15 protein-coding genes are annotated in these 18039 nt (G+C 50.2%); 7 read left to right on the top strand and 8 right to left on the bottom strand.

Annotated elements, in window-relative coordinates:
* The first annotated feature begins 317 nt into the window (after nt 1–317).
* Nucleotides 318–2078 (top strand): iron uptake porin, encoded by a 1761-nt coding sequence (locus AC5JLP_RS08030; RefSeq protein WP_496067404.1) that lies wholly within the window; start codon nt 318–320, stop codon nt 2076–2078.
* Nucleotides 2079–2234: 156 nt separating this feature from the next.
* Here AC5JLP_RS08030 and AC5JLP_RS08025 read toward each other — a convergent pair whose 3' ends face one another.
* On the bottom strand, nt 2235–2678 hold the full coding sequence (locus AC5JLP_RS08025; protein WP_496067403.1) for a hypothetical protein: 444 nt from the start codon (nt 2676–2678) through the stop codon (nt 2235–2237).
* A gap of 572 nt (nt 2679–3250) precedes the next feature.
* Between AC5JLP_RS08025 and AC5JLP_RS08020 the strand changes: the two genes are divergently transcribed.
* Entirely contained in the window at nt 3251–3679 is a 429-nt protein-coding gene (locus tag AC5JLP_RS08020; protein WP_496067402.1) for a transposase, read from the top strand.
* Between the two features lie 296 nt (nt 3680–3975).
* Here AC5JLP_RS08020 and AC5JLP_RS08015 read toward each other — a convergent pair whose 3' ends face one another.
* Nucleotides 3976–4632, bottom strand: a complete 657-nt coding sequence (locus AC5JLP_RS08015) for a hypothetical protein (protein WP_496067401.1) — start codon at nt 4630–4632, stop codon at nt 3976–3978.
* Nucleotides 4633–4783: 151 nt separating this feature from the next.
* On the bottom strand, nt 4784–5155 hold the full coding sequence (locus tag AC5JLP_RS08010; protein WP_496067400.1) for a hypothetical protein: 372 nt from the start codon (nt 5153–5155) through the stop codon (nt 4784–4786).
* Nucleotides 5156–5683: 528 nt separating this feature from the next.
* Between AC5JLP_RS08010 and AC5JLP_RS08005 the strand changes: the two genes are divergently transcribed.
* From AC5JLP_RS08005 to AC5JLP_RS07985, 5 genes are all read left to right on the top strand, one after another.
* Nucleotides 5684–7252, top strand: a complete 1569-nt coding sequence (locus AC5JLP_RS08005) for a GMC oxidoreductase (RefSeq protein ID WP_496067399.1) — start codon at nt 5684–5686, stop codon at nt 7250–7252.
* 104 nt (nt 7253–7356) lie between these two features.
* Entirely contained in the window at nt 7357–8160 is an 804-nt protein-coding gene (locus AC5JLP_RS08000; RefSeq protein ID WP_496067398.1) for a glucose 1-dehydrogenase, read from the top strand.
* A gap of 52 nt (nt 8161–8212) precedes the next feature.
* The gene (locus AC5JLP_RS07995) at nt 8213–8965 is read left to right on the top strand and encodes an SDR family oxidoreductase (protein WP_496067397.1); all 753 of its coding nucleotides are present in this window, start codon (nt 8213–8215) and stop codon (nt 8963–8965) included.
* A 440-nt stretch (nt 8966–9405) separates the two neighbouring features.
* On the top strand, nt 9406–12093 hold the full coding sequence (locus tag AC5JLP_RS07990) for an MGH1-like glycoside hydrolase domain-containing protein (protein ID WP_496067396.1): 2688 nt from the start codon (nt 9406–9408) through the stop codon (nt 12091–12093).
* The gene (locus tag AC5JLP_RS07985) at nt 12080–12898 is read left to right on the top strand and encodes an MIP/aquaporin family protein (RefSeq protein WP_496067395.1); all 819 of its coding nucleotides are present in this window, start codon (nt 12080–12082) and stop codon (nt 12896–12898) included. Before AC5JLP_RS07990 ends, AC5JLP_RS07985 begins: the two co-directional genes overlap by 14 nt.
* Nucleotides 12899–13048: 150 nt before the next feature.
* Here the strand turns inward: AC5JLP_RS07985 and AC5JLP_RS07980 are convergent, their stop codons facing one another.
* The 5 genes from AC5JLP_RS07980 to kdpB all read right to left on the bottom strand — a co-directional run bounded on the left by AC5JLP_RS07980 (nt 13049) and on the right by kdpB (nt 17843).
* Entirely contained in the window at nt 13049–13291 is a 243-nt protein-coding gene (locus tag AC5JLP_RS07980; RefSeq protein WP_496067394.1) for a hypothetical protein, read from the bottom strand.
* 21 nt (nt 13292–13312) lie between these two features.
* A complete protein-coding gene (locus tag AC5JLP_RS07975) occupies nt 13313–14698 on the bottom strand; it encodes a protein kinase domain-containing protein (RefSeq protein WP_496067393.1) in 1386 nt (461 codons plus the stop codon).
* 57 nt (nt 14699–14755) lie between these two features.
* A complete protein-coding gene (gene kdpC, locus AC5JLP_RS07970) occupies nt 14756–15421 on the bottom strand; it encodes a K(+)-transporting ATPase subunit C (RefSeq protein WP_496067392.1) in 666 nt (221 codons plus the stop codon).
* Nucleotides 15421–15702 (bottom strand): potassium-transporting ATPase subunit F, encoded by a 282-nt coding sequence (locus tag AC5JLP_RS07965; RefSeq protein WP_496067391.1) that lies wholly within the window; start codon nt 15700–15702, stop codon nt 15421–15423. The genes kdpC and AC5JLP_RS07965 overlap by 1 nt, the downstream gene beginning before the upstream one ends.
* A 128-nt stretch (nt 15703–15830) precedes the next feature.
* Nucleotides 15831–17843 (bottom strand): potassium-transporting ATPase subunit KdpB, encoded by a 2013-nt coding sequence (gene kdpB, locus AC5JLP_RS07960; RefSeq protein ID WP_496067390.1) that lies wholly within the window; start codon nt 17841–17843, stop codon nt 15831–15833.
* Nucleotides 17844–18039 lie beyond the last annotated feature (196 nt).

Raw genomic sequence — 18039 nt, 5'->3', positions numbered from 1 at the left:
TTTGCCTAAAGGCAAGTGAAAAGGTTCCAAGCAGCATTAATCGATCGAGCTTTTGACCGACGCTTCAAACCCAGGTGTTAAGGCTTGATCACTTTAGAAGCGTCCGACTTGTGTTTTAGAAAAGTCTGTGAGAGTATGGCCCTACTCTAAAATACGGTAATTCGATCAGCTAATCGTAGTTTTCCTGATTACCATCAGCTTGACTCCAGACCTGCTGGTTGTGTGGTGCTAAGAATACGCTGTTTCCGCGATCGTCTCAGGAAGCAGGCATTGCCGTTTTTCAGTCATCCGTTCTAATTGTGTGAGGTTTTAGTATCATGACCGCCAAGATTTTGCTGAAGGCGCTCGCTCTGGTTCCAGGGTTTGTGGGCGCGCTCAGCCTCGCAGCCGTAGCAGGCGTTCCCAGTGAACGATCAACAGGCACCCCCCTTTCTGCCGCACCTGCTCAGCCCACTGCCTCAGCGCCGTTACTCAGTGCCTACAGTGCTGAAAACTTTGGAACAAGTACCGCTGACCAAGTCACGTCAGTTTCTCAGCTTTCAGATGTCAAGCCGACCGACTGGGCGTTTCAAGCGCTGCAATCGCTCGTAGAACGCTATGGCTGTATTGTGGGCTACCCAGACAAAACCTATCGCGGTAATCAGGCATTGAGCCGCTACGAGTTTGCTGCCGGGTTGAATGCGTGCCTTGATCGCATTAACGAACTCATCGCCGCAGGCACGGCTGATTTGGTAAAAAAGGAAGACTTGCTGGCGGTGCAAAAGCTGCAAGAAGAGTTTGCGGCGGAACTGGCAACCTTACGTGGACGGGTTGATGCGTTAGAAGCTCGCACCGCAACGCTGGAAAAACAGCAGTTCTCGACCACCACCAAACTGAGGGGCGAAGTCATCTTCAGTATCTCTGACACGTTTGGCGATCGCGCGGTGCGATCGGGCAACAACACCCGCTTGACCAATGCTGATCGATCGCCCGTTACCAGAGACAACAAGACAAATCCTATCTTTGCAGACCGGGTTCGTTTAGCATTGGATACTAGCTTTAGTGGTAAGGACTTGTTGCGAACTCGACTACAGGCACGCAATATCACTCCTTATAGTGGCAACCTGACCGGAACCAATGAAACGCGCTTAGGGTTTGATGGCAACGAAGGCAACTCTGTTTTAATCGATAAGATCTTCTACCGCTTCCCCTTGGGCAACAACTTCCGCGTTCAGATTGATGCCGCTAACATTGAATTTTATGACTCGTTGGTAAGCACCCTCAGCCCCTTTGAAAGCAGTGGTGCTGGAGCCGTCTCTCGCTTTGGTCGCTTTAGCCCCATCTATCGGGTCAATAATCCTCAGCTAAACGCGACTGGTTTGTCTGGAGCCGCAGGTATCACGGCTGCTTATAAGTTTAGTGATGCCTTCCGATTGGAGGGTGGCTTCTCTGGAAGCAGTGCTAGCAACAATCCTATAGACAGTGCGGGCCTTTTTAATGGGGACTATGCAGCGATCGCGCAGGTGGTGTTTACACCCAGTAAAGCGCTGACGATCGGCCTTACCTACGCTCACTCCTACTACGGCCCCGGTACGTTGGTGGGTGATACCGCCAATGGCAACCGAGCAAACCTCACGGCCAGTATTGGTACCGCTTATGCGTCCAATCCGTTTGCTAATAGCGCCACCAATCGAGTGGGGTTTACTGCTGATAGTGTGGGTGGTGCGGTACAGCTTAGTCTTAGCCCTGGAATCACTGTGGGTGGCTGGGCAGGAGCCGCTTTTGCACACCGCAATCGCAGCGACGATGATGCTACCATTCTCTATGCGGCAGCTTATCTGGGCTTTCCCGATTTGGGTAAAAAAGGTAGCTTGGGCGGCCTTCTCGTTGGCATTACGCCCCACGTTATTGATAACGATGGGCTAACAGCAAACCGTCAGGATGGTGATACGCCATTTCATGTGGAAGCGTTTTACCGCTATCGCCTGACTGACAATATTGCGATTACGCCCGGTTTGTTTGTGTTGTTTAACCCAGAAGGGAATGATACGAACGCAACTCAATATGTAGGCGTGATTCGGACGACTTTCACGTTCTAAGAGAAGGATCGCGTCTTGCATCAACGGGTTTCGTGACAGCTCAGTTAGAGAAACCCGATTGATGCAGCACTTCCTTAACGACAAGCCACTGGTTTTGATTTGCGGCTGGGTTACTGTTTTAAAGCGGTGAGGAAGCGAAATCTAAAACCAGTGATTTCATTGCAAAAGAGTACTGCCGTTGGTGGTTTCGGAGTTTCTACCATTGGTAGAGGTAGACGTTACCATTTCAAACTGAGGGCTAGCAGAAGCGGAAGATGATGGCTGACTTGTGGCACGACGACGCTTGTTTTTGGGTACGCCGCCTGCCATGCCATATTCCTGGCTACTCTTACCGTATTTGATGCCAACGCCCATCAGCATTTTTTCGGAGAGTTCGCGCACGTCTTGTTCCGTATTGGCAATATCGTCAGAGAGTTTGTCGAGTAGGGAAAGGGTTGTGTTGTAGTTGGAGAGCTGGGCTTGTAAGTCTTGCAGACGGCTGGTGTAGGTGGTTAGGGTGAGTCCGTTGCCAAGGTCGAGTTGAGCACTAATCGATCGCAGACTGGCTTCGCGCTGCTGGGCTTTTTCGAGGACACGAGAAACTTTTTTACGCCGTGCCATGATGCACTCCTTTGGAAGAATAGATGTTTGCAATTTAGCGTCTGAGGCTATCCATCTTCCTGAGAAGAATTGAGTAAATTAAGGAAACCGATCGCGCAGTGCTGAAGTGGTTTCTAGTTGATTTTCCCCTGGTCATTGCCATTGCTTTAAACCCACAGTAGATGTGTGAAGGCGAGACTAACCTAAACGGGATTGAGGCTTGTCAAATTGTTGCTTCAATTGCAGTCGGTGTAAGTTGTGATGACGCAAGATCGAGTAACGCTTATCGCTTACTTGCGATCGCTTATTTTTTATGATGAATCGATGAATGATCGTCAGTTGCGATCGAATGAATGTTGCTGCCATTCCTTCTGAACTGAGTGAAACTCGTCTGATAGTTAGTTGCGATCAAGTGAAAGTAAGTTTGACTCCTCCTGCACCTGGTGCAACTTCTCTGGTAGTCAGGTGCGATCGAGCGGATGTTAGTTGCGCTGCCTCTCTACAGACCTCCGAGGTTTTGAAAACCTCGAAGGTCTAAAATCCGGAGGTCTAAGAGGGAATTTTAAGAGAGTCGTTGCAGCTAAACCGTTCTTATGCCGCGTCGCGATGTAAAGTTCCAGACGGATCATGACTACCACCTCTACAATCGTGGGAACGATCGCAATCCCATCTTCTTTGAGCGGGAAAACTACCTGCACTTTTTGCGTCTGGTGCGACGACATCTGATCGAAGAAACTCTGGATGTGCTGGCTTATTGCTTGATGCCTAACCATTACCACTTGTTAGTACGGTGCAAAACAGAGGCGGTGTCTGAAGCGATGCAACGGTTATCGGTGGCGTATACCAAAGCGATGAATCGGCGCTACAACCGGGTGGGATCGTTGTTTCAAGGTCAATTTCAGGCAATTGCGGTAGATAGCGACGAGTATCTATACCATCTCACGCGGTACATTCACCTCAACCCAACGAAAGCTGGGCTGGTGTCTCATCCAAAGGACTGGGAGTTTTCCCAGTTACCTTGAGTACGCTGGGCTGCGATCGGGCACCTTACCCAGGCTCGATATCTTACAACCATTGGTCTCTGAGGCAGAGATTCAGGTGTTTTTGGAATCGGGCGATCGGCCTCTGGCTCCCATCACCAATGAGTTCGTGACAACCCTCAAAACGCTCATGCTGGATGTAGGTTAGACACCCGTGGGGGCTTAGACCTCCGAGGTTTTGAAAACCTCGGAGGTCTGTCTAGGACTGCGATGTGCTACACTTCACAATTCTCTGCGCGAGAGAAAAGACACCCCCCTCTACCCAGACCGAAAACCAATCAGCCGCCACCCAAACCCCGCCCATAATCGACGGAAGTTCTCCGGGGAGAGACTGTTGCAGGTTGTAGGTGAGTGAATTTGCGATCGCGCTGGGATCGTGCCAACAGATCCCAAATGCTGAGATGCTCCGATCGCAAATGTGTCGATCGCAATACTGAGTCACGCTGCAAGGGGTCACGTTGACGCAAAGGATTTGTTTTTGCGATGGGTGCTGCTGGATCAGCCATGCCCAGCGCTCCACTCAACTCTAACGGCACAAACACTTCTGCCAATAAAGGAAGAGCGGTGCGATCGGGGTTAAAGCCTTCAGTTGTAAATTCCTCACAGAGATTTGCCTGTTGCTTCAGGTATTGCCCCTCAAAGTCCGATCGCAGGTCTGATAACGATCGCTCGATACTGGCGATCGCGCCATCCATTGCCTGCTCTAGCTTGGGTGATAGCTTCTTGCCAAGCTTGATGACGAGCCAAACCCCAGCGGCCCCTGCAAAACACCAGCCTGCTTCTGTCCATTGATTTTCACGGGCTTTTGTAATGCCAACAAAGCTTAACGCCCCTGGAACACCGAACGAGACCAGCTTATTGTCGAGTAATTCAAAAACTTTCTCGATCGTGGTGGGCGAGTAGGCATACGGTTCTTCTGGCTTGTCTTCTGGCATGGGGCTTGCTCGGCAAGGAGATGCCTCTTTTGTAACCCAAAGATCTCATCAAACCCAACCTATTTCCATCCATCGAGACTTTCTAGACCTCCGAGGTTTTCCCAGACCTCCGAGGTTTCGAAAACCTCGGAGGTCTACTGGAAGCTGCTAGTTAGCGATATTCATAGTGACCCGCAACCCACTTGCGACCAATCCCTAAGAACCCGCGTTCCCAATGACCAGGAATCCATACCCGACGTTGATAGTCTCGACGGTTATTCCGCCAATCGTAATCACGGCGGTTATTCCGCCAGTCATTATCCCGATGGTTATTGCGCCAGTCATTATCTCGACGATCGTTGTCGCGACGGTCATTATCTCGACGATCGTTATTACGCCAATCATTATTGTCGCGATCGGCAATCACAATGGGTGCACGCGAAAAAGCGGTTTGCGGCACGGTTTCGGCTGAAGCAGGCTTCGGCAAGCACGAAAGAGCGACGATCGGAAAGGCTCCGATCGCTGCAAGCATTAAGCGGTTCATAGTGAAAGCTCCTAATGTTAATCGGTTCTCAGCAGATAGCAATCTCTGAGAGTAATGCACCGTTTGCAGTCAACGTTTGAACTGAAAACCCATCCTTGCAAGGAGTTGACCGCATGTGTGGGTGGAAGCTGAGACTGACGAACCCGCAAAGAAGTTTCCATTCTGTATAGAAATAACGTACAAAGATCTTTTGCCGAAAAGGTACCGTCTAAACCCACTCTGTGTAGAGGGGGGAAAGCAGTTCAACCTCAAACGTGTCTGGAGGATGTTTTAAGACGTTATTTGTGGTATTCCATGAGTGACTACAGAACACGTTGCCAGACAGTTTTCTAACCCTCACCTTTCTTTCATCTATTTGTATGGCACCACTCATCGGCTACTCAGAACCTATTGGTACTGTTATGGGTGCAGTCGGAGACTTCATGATTCAACGAGTAACCTGAAATGATGTGGCACTAGTAGCTGAGAGTGTTTCTTCTTAGTGACTGAGCAAACGTTGGTGAGCAAATATCAAAGAGGAGAGCGACCATGATCAGTGATGAGCAATATGACCTCATTATTATTGGCACGGGAGCTGGAGGCGGCACCCTGGCGTACAAACTGGCTCCGACTGGCAAGAAAATTCTGATTTTAGAGCAGGGCACTTACCTACCCAAAGAAAAGGCAAATTGGAGTGCGGCTGAAGTATATGTGAAGGAGCGCTACCACACCTCTGATCACTGGTATGACAGTGATGGCAAGCCGTTTCGACCGCAAATGAGCTACTGGGTTGGCGGCAATACCAAAGTCTATGGAGCGGCCTTGTTGCGCCTCCGGGAGCGGGATTTTGAAGACGTTGAACACTACGATGGTCTCTCACCTGCGTGGGCACTTAAATATGCTGACTTTGAGCCTTACTACACCCAAGCAGAGGTTCTTTACGATGTACATGGCAAACAAGGAGAAGACCCGACTGAACCAGCCCGCAGCCGTGAATACGCCTATCCTCCCATTAGCCATGAGCCACGGATGCAGCAGTTGAGTGAGGCGATCGCACAGCAAGGGTTGCATCCCTTCCATTTGCCGTTAGGGTTGAAGCTCAATGAAGTCGATCGCACCCTCAGTACATGCATTCGCTGTGATACGTGTGATGGTTTTCCGTGCCTGGTTCATGCCAAAGCCGATGCTGAAGTCGAGGGGATTGCACCTGCCCTTAAATTTCCTAACGTCACGCTGAAAACGGAAGCAAAAGTGCTGCGACTGCACACCAGCGAATCGGGCCGAGAGATTACAGGCGTGGAGACGGAAATTGATGGGGAGACTCACCTATTTCGGGGGGGGATTGTGGTCGTGGCTTGTGGTGCGATTAACTCAGCGGCACTGCTGTTGCGATCGGCCAACGATCGTCATCCCACCGGGCTTGCCAATCGTTCTGATCAAGTCGGACGTAACCTGATGAAACATTTGACCACCGCAATGGTACAGCTCAGCATTACTCCAAACCCAGATGTGTATCAAAAAACCATCTGCATTAATGATTTCTACTGGGGCGAGCCTGATTTTCCCTATCCAATGGGTGAAGTGCAAAATACCGGGAATGTCCTTGGGGACATGATCCCCGCTGAAGCGCCGCCCCTATTGGCTCCGCTGGCAAAATTAGTCCCAGGTTTTGGGCTACAGCAAATTGCCAATCATTCTACAGGTTGGTGGCTACAAACCGAAGATTTACCCGATCCCGACAATCGAGTGCGCGTAGAGGGAGAAAAATTGCATCTGGATTACACGCCCAATAATACCAAAGCCCGCGATCGCCTGGTGCATCGTTGGACAGAGGTATTGAAAGCGATCGACCATAAAGCTGAGAACGTGCACTTGCACCACGGTATCTATCCACGCAACAACACAGGTATTCAAGTGGTGGGGCATCAGTGTGGCACGTGTCGCTTGGGCGAAGATCCCACTACGTCTGTCCTTGACCTCAACTGTCGCACTCATGATATTGATAATCTCTACGTAGTAGACGGTAGCTTTTTCCCTTCCAACTCTGGTGTTAATCCAACGTTAACCATTATTGCTAATGCTTTAAGAGTGGCTGATCACTTAACTGCGCGTTTGTAAGCGATTGCTCACGAGTGGTCGGGGTGCCGCGCATCCAAATGTTTGCAAACACCAAAACGATTTGAGATGTCATGGTTAGTCAATGCTGAAAATAGGAGAATCGTATGAGGCTAGATGGTCAGGTAGCGCTCGTAACGGGCAGCAGTCAGGGTATTGGACAGGCGATCGCCATTCGGTTAGCCGAGGAAGGAGCCAATGTCGCCATCAACTACCGCTCGAATCCAAAGGGTGCAGAAGAAACGCTGGAGAAAGTCAAAGCAGCGGGTGGTAGCTGTCATATGGTGGATGGACACTGCGACTCGATCGAGGGCTTTACAGTGCAAGCTGATCTGGGCACGATGGCAGACGTACAGCGCATGGTTGCCGATAGCATTACCCACTTTGGCAAGCTAGATATCCTGGTCAATAATGCCGGGATTGAAAAAAATGCTGACTTTTGGGATGTCACTGAAGCCGATTATGATGCAGTATTGGATGTCAATCTTAAAGGTGTTTTCTTTGCCACTCAGTCGCTTGTCAAGCATTTGAGGGAAGCTAAACGCCCCGGCAAAATCATTAACATCAGCTCAGTGCATGAAGAATTGCCCTTTCCTCACTTTGCTGCCTACTGTGCCAGTAAAGGCGCGTTGAAAATGCTGACACGCAACCTGGCGATCGAGCTTGCGCCTCTAGGAATCACCATCAACAATGTGGCTCCTGGCGCGATCGAAACGCCCATCAACACCAAGCTTTTAAACGATCCTCAAAAACTAGGCGCACTGTTGCAAAATATTCCGCTGGGGCGCTTGGGCAAACCCGGTGATGTGGCCTCGATCGTCGCGTTCTTAGCCTCTTCTGAATCTGACTATGTGACAGGCACCACCTTTTTCGTCGATGGTGGCTTGCTCTGGAACTATCAAGAACAGTAGCGGAGTGGTTTCCATCAAATTCTCAAGTTTTTCAAGTTTTTAAGGAGAGACTATGAATAAAGTTGCACTTGTAACAGGCGCGAGTCGTGGGTTAGGTCGTGCGATCGCGCTGCGATTGGCAAAAGACGGGTTAACCATTATTGTTCACTATGGTCAAAATCAGGCCGCAGCCGATGAAGTTGTTGCCGAAATTACAGCGTTAGGCAGTAAGGCAATTGCTATACAAGCCGACGTTTCTCAAGTCTCTAGCATTCATGCCATGTTCGAGAGACTAGACATTGAGCTAGTCAACTTGACAGGTGAATCCAAGTTAGATGTCTTGGTAAATAACGCTGGGACTGCGATCGCAAAACCCATTGGTGACTGGACAGAAGAAGAATTTGATCAGCAGTTTGACCTCAACGTAAAAGGGCTGTTTTTCATCACTCAATCGGCGCTTTCCCGTCTACGCGACAACGGGCGAATCATCAATCTTGGTACTGGTTTGACACGCTTCTCCTATCCAGTTTATGGCGTGTACGCCGCTTCTAAGGGAGCCGTTAACGTGCTGACTCAATATCTTGCCGCTTCACTGGGAGAACGAGGTGTTACCGTGAACACGATCGCTCCCGGCGCGATTGATACTGATCTCAACGCTGGCTGGTTACGCTCTGAGGAGGGACAGCAACAAACACTGGCGACTTCAGCCATCAAGCGCATTGGAATGCCAGATGATATTGCTGATGTTGTTTCATTTCTGGCATCCGAAGACAGCCGCTGGGTTACAGGTCAGAGGATCGAAGCATCAGGGGGTGCCCATCTATAATTGAGTAGCATTGAAATAAGCTCAAATCGCAAAGAGCAGCGTCCTCAGCGCCATTGTCAGTTTTTTGCAAAAGCCTACGCGCTGCCCACTCCTGTATCTTCAGAGGCAGGCAACTCGCTTGAGCCAGACGTTATCCATTCGTATCCCACTCAAGATGCAGCACTGCTGGGCTGTTTCTGATTTCAGAACTTTATCGGAAAGTGGGAATTGGAAAAGCTCCTTATTGCCAACTCGAATCCATTCTCTAACGCTGGTTTGAAATCAAAAAAACCAGACTCGGTGTGGTTCGTACTAATGACAGTGTTATCTCCTTTTGAAAGCAATTGGACTTTGTCGAAACTGGGGAGGTAAAACCCTACCGACACGACAAAGTTGAGTCAGAAACAATTATTTTTGAAAAGCCTTTGCATTGGTCGCCGACTATTTTTTAGAAGGAAATTATGACGGCTGAAGAACAACGATTACAAGAAGATCGCGATCGCACGCGCTACTGGAAACGGTGGGGCCCATACGTGAGTGAGCGGCAGTGGGGCACCGTGCGAGAAGACTACAGCCCTTATGGTTCCGCCTGGGATTATTTTCCACACGATCAGGCACGATCGCGGGCCTACCGCTGGGGTGAAGATGGTATCGCTGGGATTTCGGATAGCCGCCAGCGTTTGTGCTTTGCGATCGCCCTATGGAATGGCAACGACTCTATCTTAAAAGAGCGGTTGTTTGGGTTGACGGGCAGTGAAGGCAATCACGGCGAGGATGTCAAAGAATATTATTTCTATCTCGACAGTACGCCCACCCACTCCTACATGAAATGCCTGTATAAGTATCCCCAGCAGGCGTTTCCCTATACGCAGTTAGTCGATGAAAATCGTCGCCGAAGTAAATTTGAATCGGAATTTGAGCTACTGGATACAGGTGTTTTTGCCGAAAGTCGTTATTTTGATGTGTTTGTGGAATATGCCAAAGCTACACCAGAAGACATCTTAATTCAGGTGACGATCGCCAACCGAGGGCCAGAAGCCGCAACGCTTCACCTGTTACCCACTCTATGGTTTCGTAACCTGTGGGACTGGCAACCTGAGATGGAAGCACCTTTCATCAAAGTCATTACCGAAGCACCCGTCAGTGTGCTGGAAGCCGATCATCCCACTCTGGGTACTCACTGGCTTTACTGTGAACCCGGCGCAGAACTGCTCTTCACTAATAACGAAACCAATTACGAACGGCTCTTTGGTACGAGCAATCCATCACTGTATGTTAAAGATGGCATCAATGATTACGTGGTGCATGGCAAACAGCACGCTGTCAATATCGATCGCATTGGTACCAAATTTGCGGCCCGTTATCCACTGACGCTTGCACCGGGCGAAACTAAAACCATTCGCCTACGCCTGTCTGATCAGCAGGCACTCAATGAATCACTGGGTGCAGATTTTGACACCATCTTTCAAACCCGTCAACAGGAAGCCGATGCGTTCTATAAGCGCATTTGCCCTTTCCCCATGTCGGAGGACGAACGCAACACCCAGCGGCAGGCGTTTGCGGGCATGTTGTGGAGCAAGCAGTATTACAACTACGTGGTGTATGACTGGTTGAAGGGTGATCCCAACCAGCCACCCCCACCTCCAGAACGCAAAACAGGGCGTAACCACGACTGGACAAATTTATTTAGTGAAGACATTCTCTCCATGCCCGACAAATGGGAATATCCCTGGTTCGCGGCGTGGGATCTGGCCTTTCACTTAATTCCGTTAGTTGTCGTCGATCCAGACTTTGCGAAACTACAGCTTGATCGCCTCACCCGCGAATGGTACATGCAGCCCAGTGGACAACTCCCTGCGTATGAATGGGCGTTTAGCGATGTGAATCCGCCAGTTCACGCTTGGGCTGCGTTACGAGTTTATCAGGTCGAGCAAAAGTTTTATGGACGTGCCGATCGCCAATTTTTAGAGCGGGTTTTCCATAAACTGCTGTTGAACTTTACCTGGTGGGTCAATCGCAAAGATATGAAAGGCAACAATGTCTTTCAGGGCGGCTTTTTGGGACTGGATAATATTGGTGTCTTCGATCGCAGCAAAGAATTACCCACAGGCGGCTATCTGAACCAGGCTGATGGCACGAGCTGGATGGGCATGTATTGTTTGAATATGCTAGCGATCGCGCTGGAGTTGGCAAAAGAGGATGATGCCTACGAAGACATTGCCAGCAAGTTTTTTGAGCATTTTCTCTACATTGCCGATGCGATCGATGGGATTGGTGATGCAAAGATTGCTCTCTGGGATGATGAAGATGGGTTTTATTACGATGCTCTGCACTTGCCGGATGGTCGTCAGTTTCCATTGAGGGTGCGATCAATGGTGGGCTTAATTCCGCTGTTTGCCGTGACGGTGTTGGAATTAGACACGCTTCAGCAATTTCCAGGGTTCAAGCGGCGCATGGAATGGTTTATTCGCAATCGCCCACAGCTAAAGAATAAAGTAGCCTGTATGGAAACACCGGGCATGGGAGCCAGACGGCTGCTCGCGATCGTCTACGGAGCCAAGTTAAAGCGCGTCTTACATTACTTGTTGGATGAGAATGAATTCCTGAGTCCTCATGGCATTCGCGCCTTGTCGAAAGTCCATCTAGATCATCCCTATATGCTGCATGAGGGTGAACATGATTACTGTGTGCGCTATGAACCAGCCGAATCTACCACAGGTCTTTTTGGGGGCAATTCCAACTGGCGCGGCCCCATTTGGTTTCCCGTTAACTACCTGATTATCGAAGCCCTCTGGCGGTTCTACGAGTATTTTGGTGACAAGTTTAAAGTAGAATATCCCACTGGATCGGGTCACGAAATGACGCTGCGAGAGGTGGCGATCGAGCTTTCCCATCGCTTAGTCGCCATTTTTGAACCTGATGAAGCGGGAAAACGTCCCGTTTATGGGAACTTGGAGACCTTTCAAACTGATCCACACTGGCGTAATTTAATCCTCTTCCATGAATATTTTCATGGCGATAATGGCGCAGGTCTGGGAGCCAGCCATCAAACAGGTTGGACAGGTTTGGTCGCCGCCATGATTCTACAAAATGTGGAACATCGACATGTCCAGCGTAGCGTGGGAGACGATCCGCATGGAAACCCTTAAAAAGCACCTGCCAGAATATTTGATGGAAGCCGCAGAACTCGGTCTTTTTATGGTTTCAGCCGGAGTTTTCACGATCCTCTTTGAATATCCTGCTTCACCTGTGCATCAAACGATCGCCAATGCTGATCTACGCCGATTTCTGATTGGGGTGGCAATGGGATCGACCGCGATCGCGCTTATCTATTCCCCCTGGGGCAAGCAATCGGGCGCACACATGAATCCTGCCGTAACGCTCACGTTTTACCAAGCAGGCAAAGTCCAACGTCAGGATGCCATTTTCTATATCCTGTTTCAGTGCCTGGGCGGGCTAGCAGGAGTGTGTTTAGTTGCCTTACTCTTTGGCAGCACCTTTACGCAACCGCCAGTCAATTATGTGGTTACGGTTCCAGGAGCACTGGGCTGGCTAGGCGCATTCATTGGTGAAGGTGTCATTGCGTTCGTGATGATGATGATGGTGTTATTAACCAGTAACAACTCAAAGCTCAACCGCTACACGGGGTTGTTTGCCGGATGTTTAGTGATGCTCTACGTCACGTTTGAAGCGCCGCTTTCCGGCTTTGGCATGAATCCTGCGCGCAGTTTTGCCTCAGCGTTTCCAGCCCAAAACTGGACAGCCTTTTGGCTTTACGCGCTGGTGCCGCCTCTTGGGATGCTTGCTGCTGCCGCGTTATATCAATTTTGGTTTGGGCGAAGAGCCGTGAAATGTGCCAAGTTACATCACGCCAACCATAAACGCTGCATCTTTCGCTGTAACTACAATCAACCGGGCAAGCTCGACCTGAGCGATCGCCTTCTCAACTCCTAGTGTCCTGGAACAGAAATGATGCAACAGGCTTGAGCGCTACTCAGTCCTCAGCACTCAGTCCACCGCAAAGCGGCAGCAAGCTACAGCACTCAGCACTCTTTCAACCCACGTTGCAGAACTTTTGATGCGCTGTACTAGAGCCATCACTATCTATCGGGTGGGTGTAGCAGCCGCGTCCGATCGTGGTTGGACAGGTGGACTAGACAATCGTCGATCCATCTCAAAGAAAAAGCAGATGAGTAGCATTGAGCCGATGCAAGTGATCATAAAGATCACCATCACGCTAAAAATAATATCAGTTGCTTCTCTCACGTCTGGATTGAAGCGCTTTGGCATGTAAGTCCGTAATTTTTGCAGCCAGGCAAAGCGGTTTCCGGCTTTATGGAGAATCATCTGGGCTATTATCCTCGTGGTTTAAAGCGATCGAGGTAACACTGAAGACGTGACTTTCGCTGGCATGGTTGTGGATTGTGGTGGCACCGCAAGAGCCAGAAAAATGATGCTCACACAGACCCATAGACAGGTTAGTGCTACGCTGGCAACAGCAGTCCCAAACCCAACGGCGACTAAGCGCCAACTCATTAGATGTTTGGGAGCCATTAAATTCGTTGGCGAACCTCGATCAGTGTGGGGAGCGGACGTATTCAGAAGACGAGAGCGTAAGAAGACCGCCACGTCACAGGTAAGATTATTGGGCACTGTTGCAGATGGAAGCGAGTGCCAGCGCTGAGACTGAGGATTATAGGCAGTAGCAGCCTTGATCGATCGCACCGTTTGTATGGTGTAGTTGGCCGCGATCGCAGCAGGCGAAACCACACATGACATACAGTCCCCATCTACCCCTGAACTTGTTAGAGCTAAAGCAGACGGTGCGATCCGTTTGGCTGGCTGTAGGGTCAAAGCCTCTAATGCTACGAATGCCTCTGCCGCCGACTGATAGCGCCGCCTCATGGCTGGTTGCACCAACGTACAGAGCATGTGCTTTAGAGCGGTACTAATTGGCTGCGTTAAGTACGCCTCCCATTTCCAAATGGCATCGCCCACATCGTATAACTCAAAGGGTGACATTTGGGTGAGTAAGTGCAGGCAAGTTACTCCTAAACTATAGAGATCGCTGGCAAACACGGCACGACCTCGAATTTGCTCAGGAGCGGCATACTCTGCACTGCCAATGATAGTTCCGGTGGAAACGGGCTGCATCTCATCAATCTGCTTAGCTGCACCAAAATCAACCAGCACGAATGAATGAGAGCTGCAATCAGTGGCACCCGTGTGGCGGCGACGAATGATGTTTGCGGGTTTGATGTCACGATGGATGATGTTGCGATCGTGGAGATACTGTAAAATAGGCAGCAAGTCTCGAAGTAGCGCCCACACTTCCCCTTCATCAAAGAGTTGTTCCACCGCCTCTTGTTCCAGCGTCGAGCCGTCAATCCATTCCTGCACGATGAAGCACTGTCCATCCTGCTCAAAGTGGTTCAACAATTGGGGAATTTGAGGATGTTCACCCACCTCGGCTAAGCGTTGGGTTTCTTGTTGAAAGCGCTCAGTTACTTGTGGATTGTTGTGGTTAGGCAGAATCTGCTTGACGACACAAAGCGCCTTTGTAGATTGGTATTCATCCTGGGCGAGAAAGGTTTTGCCAAAACCGCCCTGTCCCAAAGGCTTGAGGAGGCGATAGCGCTGATGCAAGCAAGCATTGGAATGACTGAAAGGGCGACGGCAAGAAATTTCTAAAGACAACCCATCCCCCACGACAGCGAACCGTGAAGGGGCACGGAGCGAAAAATCACTACACATACAAAAACTCTGATATCAGACCTCCGATTTCTTGAGGCGATCGGAGGTCTTAGTGTTCTAGCTGGCAGGCTTGAGGGCATCTAGCGCCAAATTCAGCTTCAGCACATTGACACCTGGTTCACCCAAAAGACCCAGAAACCGACCATCAGTATTCTGTTTGATCAGGTCTTCTAACTGGTTGGGTTGCAGTGCCCGCGCTTTGGCAACTCGATCAATTTGAGCGATCGCCCCTTCTCGCGTAATGTGGGGATCAAGGCTAGAGCCAGAGGTATAGACCAGATCTGCGGTTGGTTTAACACCCGCTTTTTGCAGTCGCGGCAGATCACCCTCGATCGCTTTACTGGGGTCAGGATCGCTCTTGCCTTTGATGCGATCGAGCAATGCTGGGTTGCTAGGAGCCAAATTACTCGCACCAGAGACTCCCGTATTTAGCACCCCCGACGTGTCCAGGGGCTTGCCATCCTTATCTTTACCAGGGTCAGCCGTACTGTAGCTGGTGGTGCTGGGACGACTGTTGAAGTATTTGTCAGATGTAAAGGGCTGACCAATTAATGCAGAACCCACCACATCGCCTTTCGCATTTTTCAACAAACTACCATTCGCTTGAAAGGGAAAGACAATTTGCCCAAACGCAATCATGATCAGGGGATAGGCGATCGCGGTAATGACCCACAGCACCAAGGTAGATCGAACGGCTCTACCAGCCTCACGCGCAAAACTCATTAGAATTTCTCCGGTACAAACATGACAAAAAAGAGGTAAATCGCAAGGGCAATAGTGACTAAACCGAGTGCTGCCAGCCAATACGCCTGGGTGCGAGACAGATCGTTACCCGTTGCAGCAAACACGGCAGGTGCCAGTACGAGGTTGAGACACAAACCGAGAAAGAGATAAAGCGGTAGTTTTTGTCTCCGCCACTCCGTCCAGATCTCGATGATGGTTTCGGCGGCGGGTGCAAGGGTTTGAGTGAAAAGAAGGGGTGGTCGATCGAGGAGGCGTTTCATAGTCAGTAGAAGGTAAAGGGATGGAGGAAGTCGGGAAAGGTGGGCTGTTGAAGGCAGAGGGTAGAAGGCAGGAGGCAGAAGGGAGAAAGTATGGAAGAGGTTGCAACCTGCTAGAACAGATGTGGATGTTATGAAAAGGGAATCAGCACGTCGATGATTTTGATGGCAATAAACGGCGCAATAACACCACCAACGCCATAGAGCAAGATATTACGGCGCAAGAGTTGGTCTGCTGTCAGGGGGCGAAACTGCACCCCTTTGAGGGCTAATGGAATGAGGGCAGGAATAATCAGGGCGTTGTAAATGAGCGCTGAAATAATGGCAGACTGGGGACTTTTCAATCCCATAATATTGAGTGCGCCGATCCCTGCTGCCGCGAAAATGGTAGGAATGATCGCAAAGTATTTGGCGATGTCATTGGCGATCGAGAACGTCGTCAGCGCACCGCGAGTAATGAGAAGCTGCTTGCCGATCGTCACCAAATCGATCAACTTTGTGGGATCAGAATCTAAATCCACCATGTTGGCAGCTTCTTTGGCGGCCTGGGTGCCTGAGTTCATTGCTACACCCACATTTGCCTGTGCCAGAGCGGGTGCATCGTTGGTGCCGTCTCCTGTCATGGCAACCAGCTTGCCTTGCGACTGCTCTCGCCGAATGACATCAATTTTGTCTTCGGGTGTGGCTTCAGCAATGAAATCATCCACACCCGCTTCTTTCGCAATGACGGAGGCGGTAATTTGGTTGTCGCCTGTGAGCATAATGGTTTTTACTCCCATGCGGCGGAGTTGGTCAAATCGCTCTCGCAGACCTGCTTTTACAATGTCTTTGAGATAAATCACACCATAGATTTCGCTGTCCTCGCACACCGCAAGCGGCGTACCACCCAAACGCGACACTCGCTCGTAGGCGCTATCCAGATCAGATGGTACCGATCCACTGCGCGATCTAACAAACCCTTTAATTGCATCTACCGCGCCTTTTCGCACTTCACGCCCATTTGGAAGATCTGTGCCACTCATGCGGGTGCGAGCAGAAAATTCAACACCTGTCGCGTCCTTCAAATTGAAATCGGTTACAGCTTGACACTTCTCTGCAAGGCTGACGATCGACCGTCCCTCTGGTGTTTCATCAAACACGCTGGCAGCGAGTGCAATTTGAGCCACCTCTTCAACTGTGTGTCCGTTGACAGGAATAAATTCATCCGCCAAACGATTTCCTAACGTGATCGTGCCCGTTTTATCCAACACCAGGGTATTGATGTCACCGCAGGCTTCCACTGCACGACCAGAGGTGGCGATGACATTGAATTGAGCCACCCGATCCATCCCAGCAATGCCGATCGCGCTCAACAAGCCCCCGATCGTCGTGGGAATTAACGCTACCAGCAGCGAGATCAAAATGGCGATCGTCGTGGGCGATTGCACATAATTTGCCAACGGTGGAATTGTCGAAACCACAATGAGAAACACCAGCGTCAACACCGCTAACAGCACTGTCAACGCAATCTCATTCGGCGTTTTAGTGCGTTCTGCGCCTTCCACCAGGGCAATCATGCGATCGATAAAGCCTTGTCCTGGATCAGAGGTTACGCTGATGATCAACTCATCCGACAGAATGCGCGTCCCACCCGTCACAGAGCTTGAAATGTCTGTTCCAGGTTGTTTAAGGACGGGAGCCGATTCGCCCGTAATGGCCGATTCGTCTACGGAGGCAATGCCTTCAGTCACTTCACCATCGGCTGGAATCATATCGCCCGCAATCACTTTCACCCGATCGCCCCGGCGCAGTGCCGTAGAACTGACTTCTTGAATGGACCCATCCGTCATCAACTTACGAGCCAGGGTATCTGATCGAGTCGATCGCAGCGAATCTGCCTGGGCCTTGCCGCGTCCCTCTGCCACTGCTTCTGCAAAATTGGCAAACAGAATCGTGAAAAACAAAATTGCTGTAATTAACCCATTGAGCAAGCGTTGCTGCCCCACATCTGCCTGTACAGAACCAAATAAATTGGGATCGATCGTCACCAAAAGCGTCACTACAGTGCCTACCCATACCACAAACATCACTGGGTTTCGCACTTGAATGCGGGGATTGAGCTTCACAAATGACTCGCGCACCGCCCGTTGATACAAACCAGACATATTTACCTTGGGCGTATGCCTGCGAGAGTCGCGGGGACCCTGAGGCACCTTAATCGAACGAAGAGAGGTAGAACTGGATTCCATAGAAGACAATGCCGTGTTGGGCGTAAAGGTTGGGTTGAGATGATTGAGACAGTCTTGTCTTCGGCATTGCTTAAAACGGTCTTCGATGCCACTGGCGTTCTAACATCGTCAT

It is taken from the genome of Stenomitos rutilans, assembly GCF_059505485.1.
This window is presented reverse-complemented; position numbering and strand designations above follow the sequence as displayed.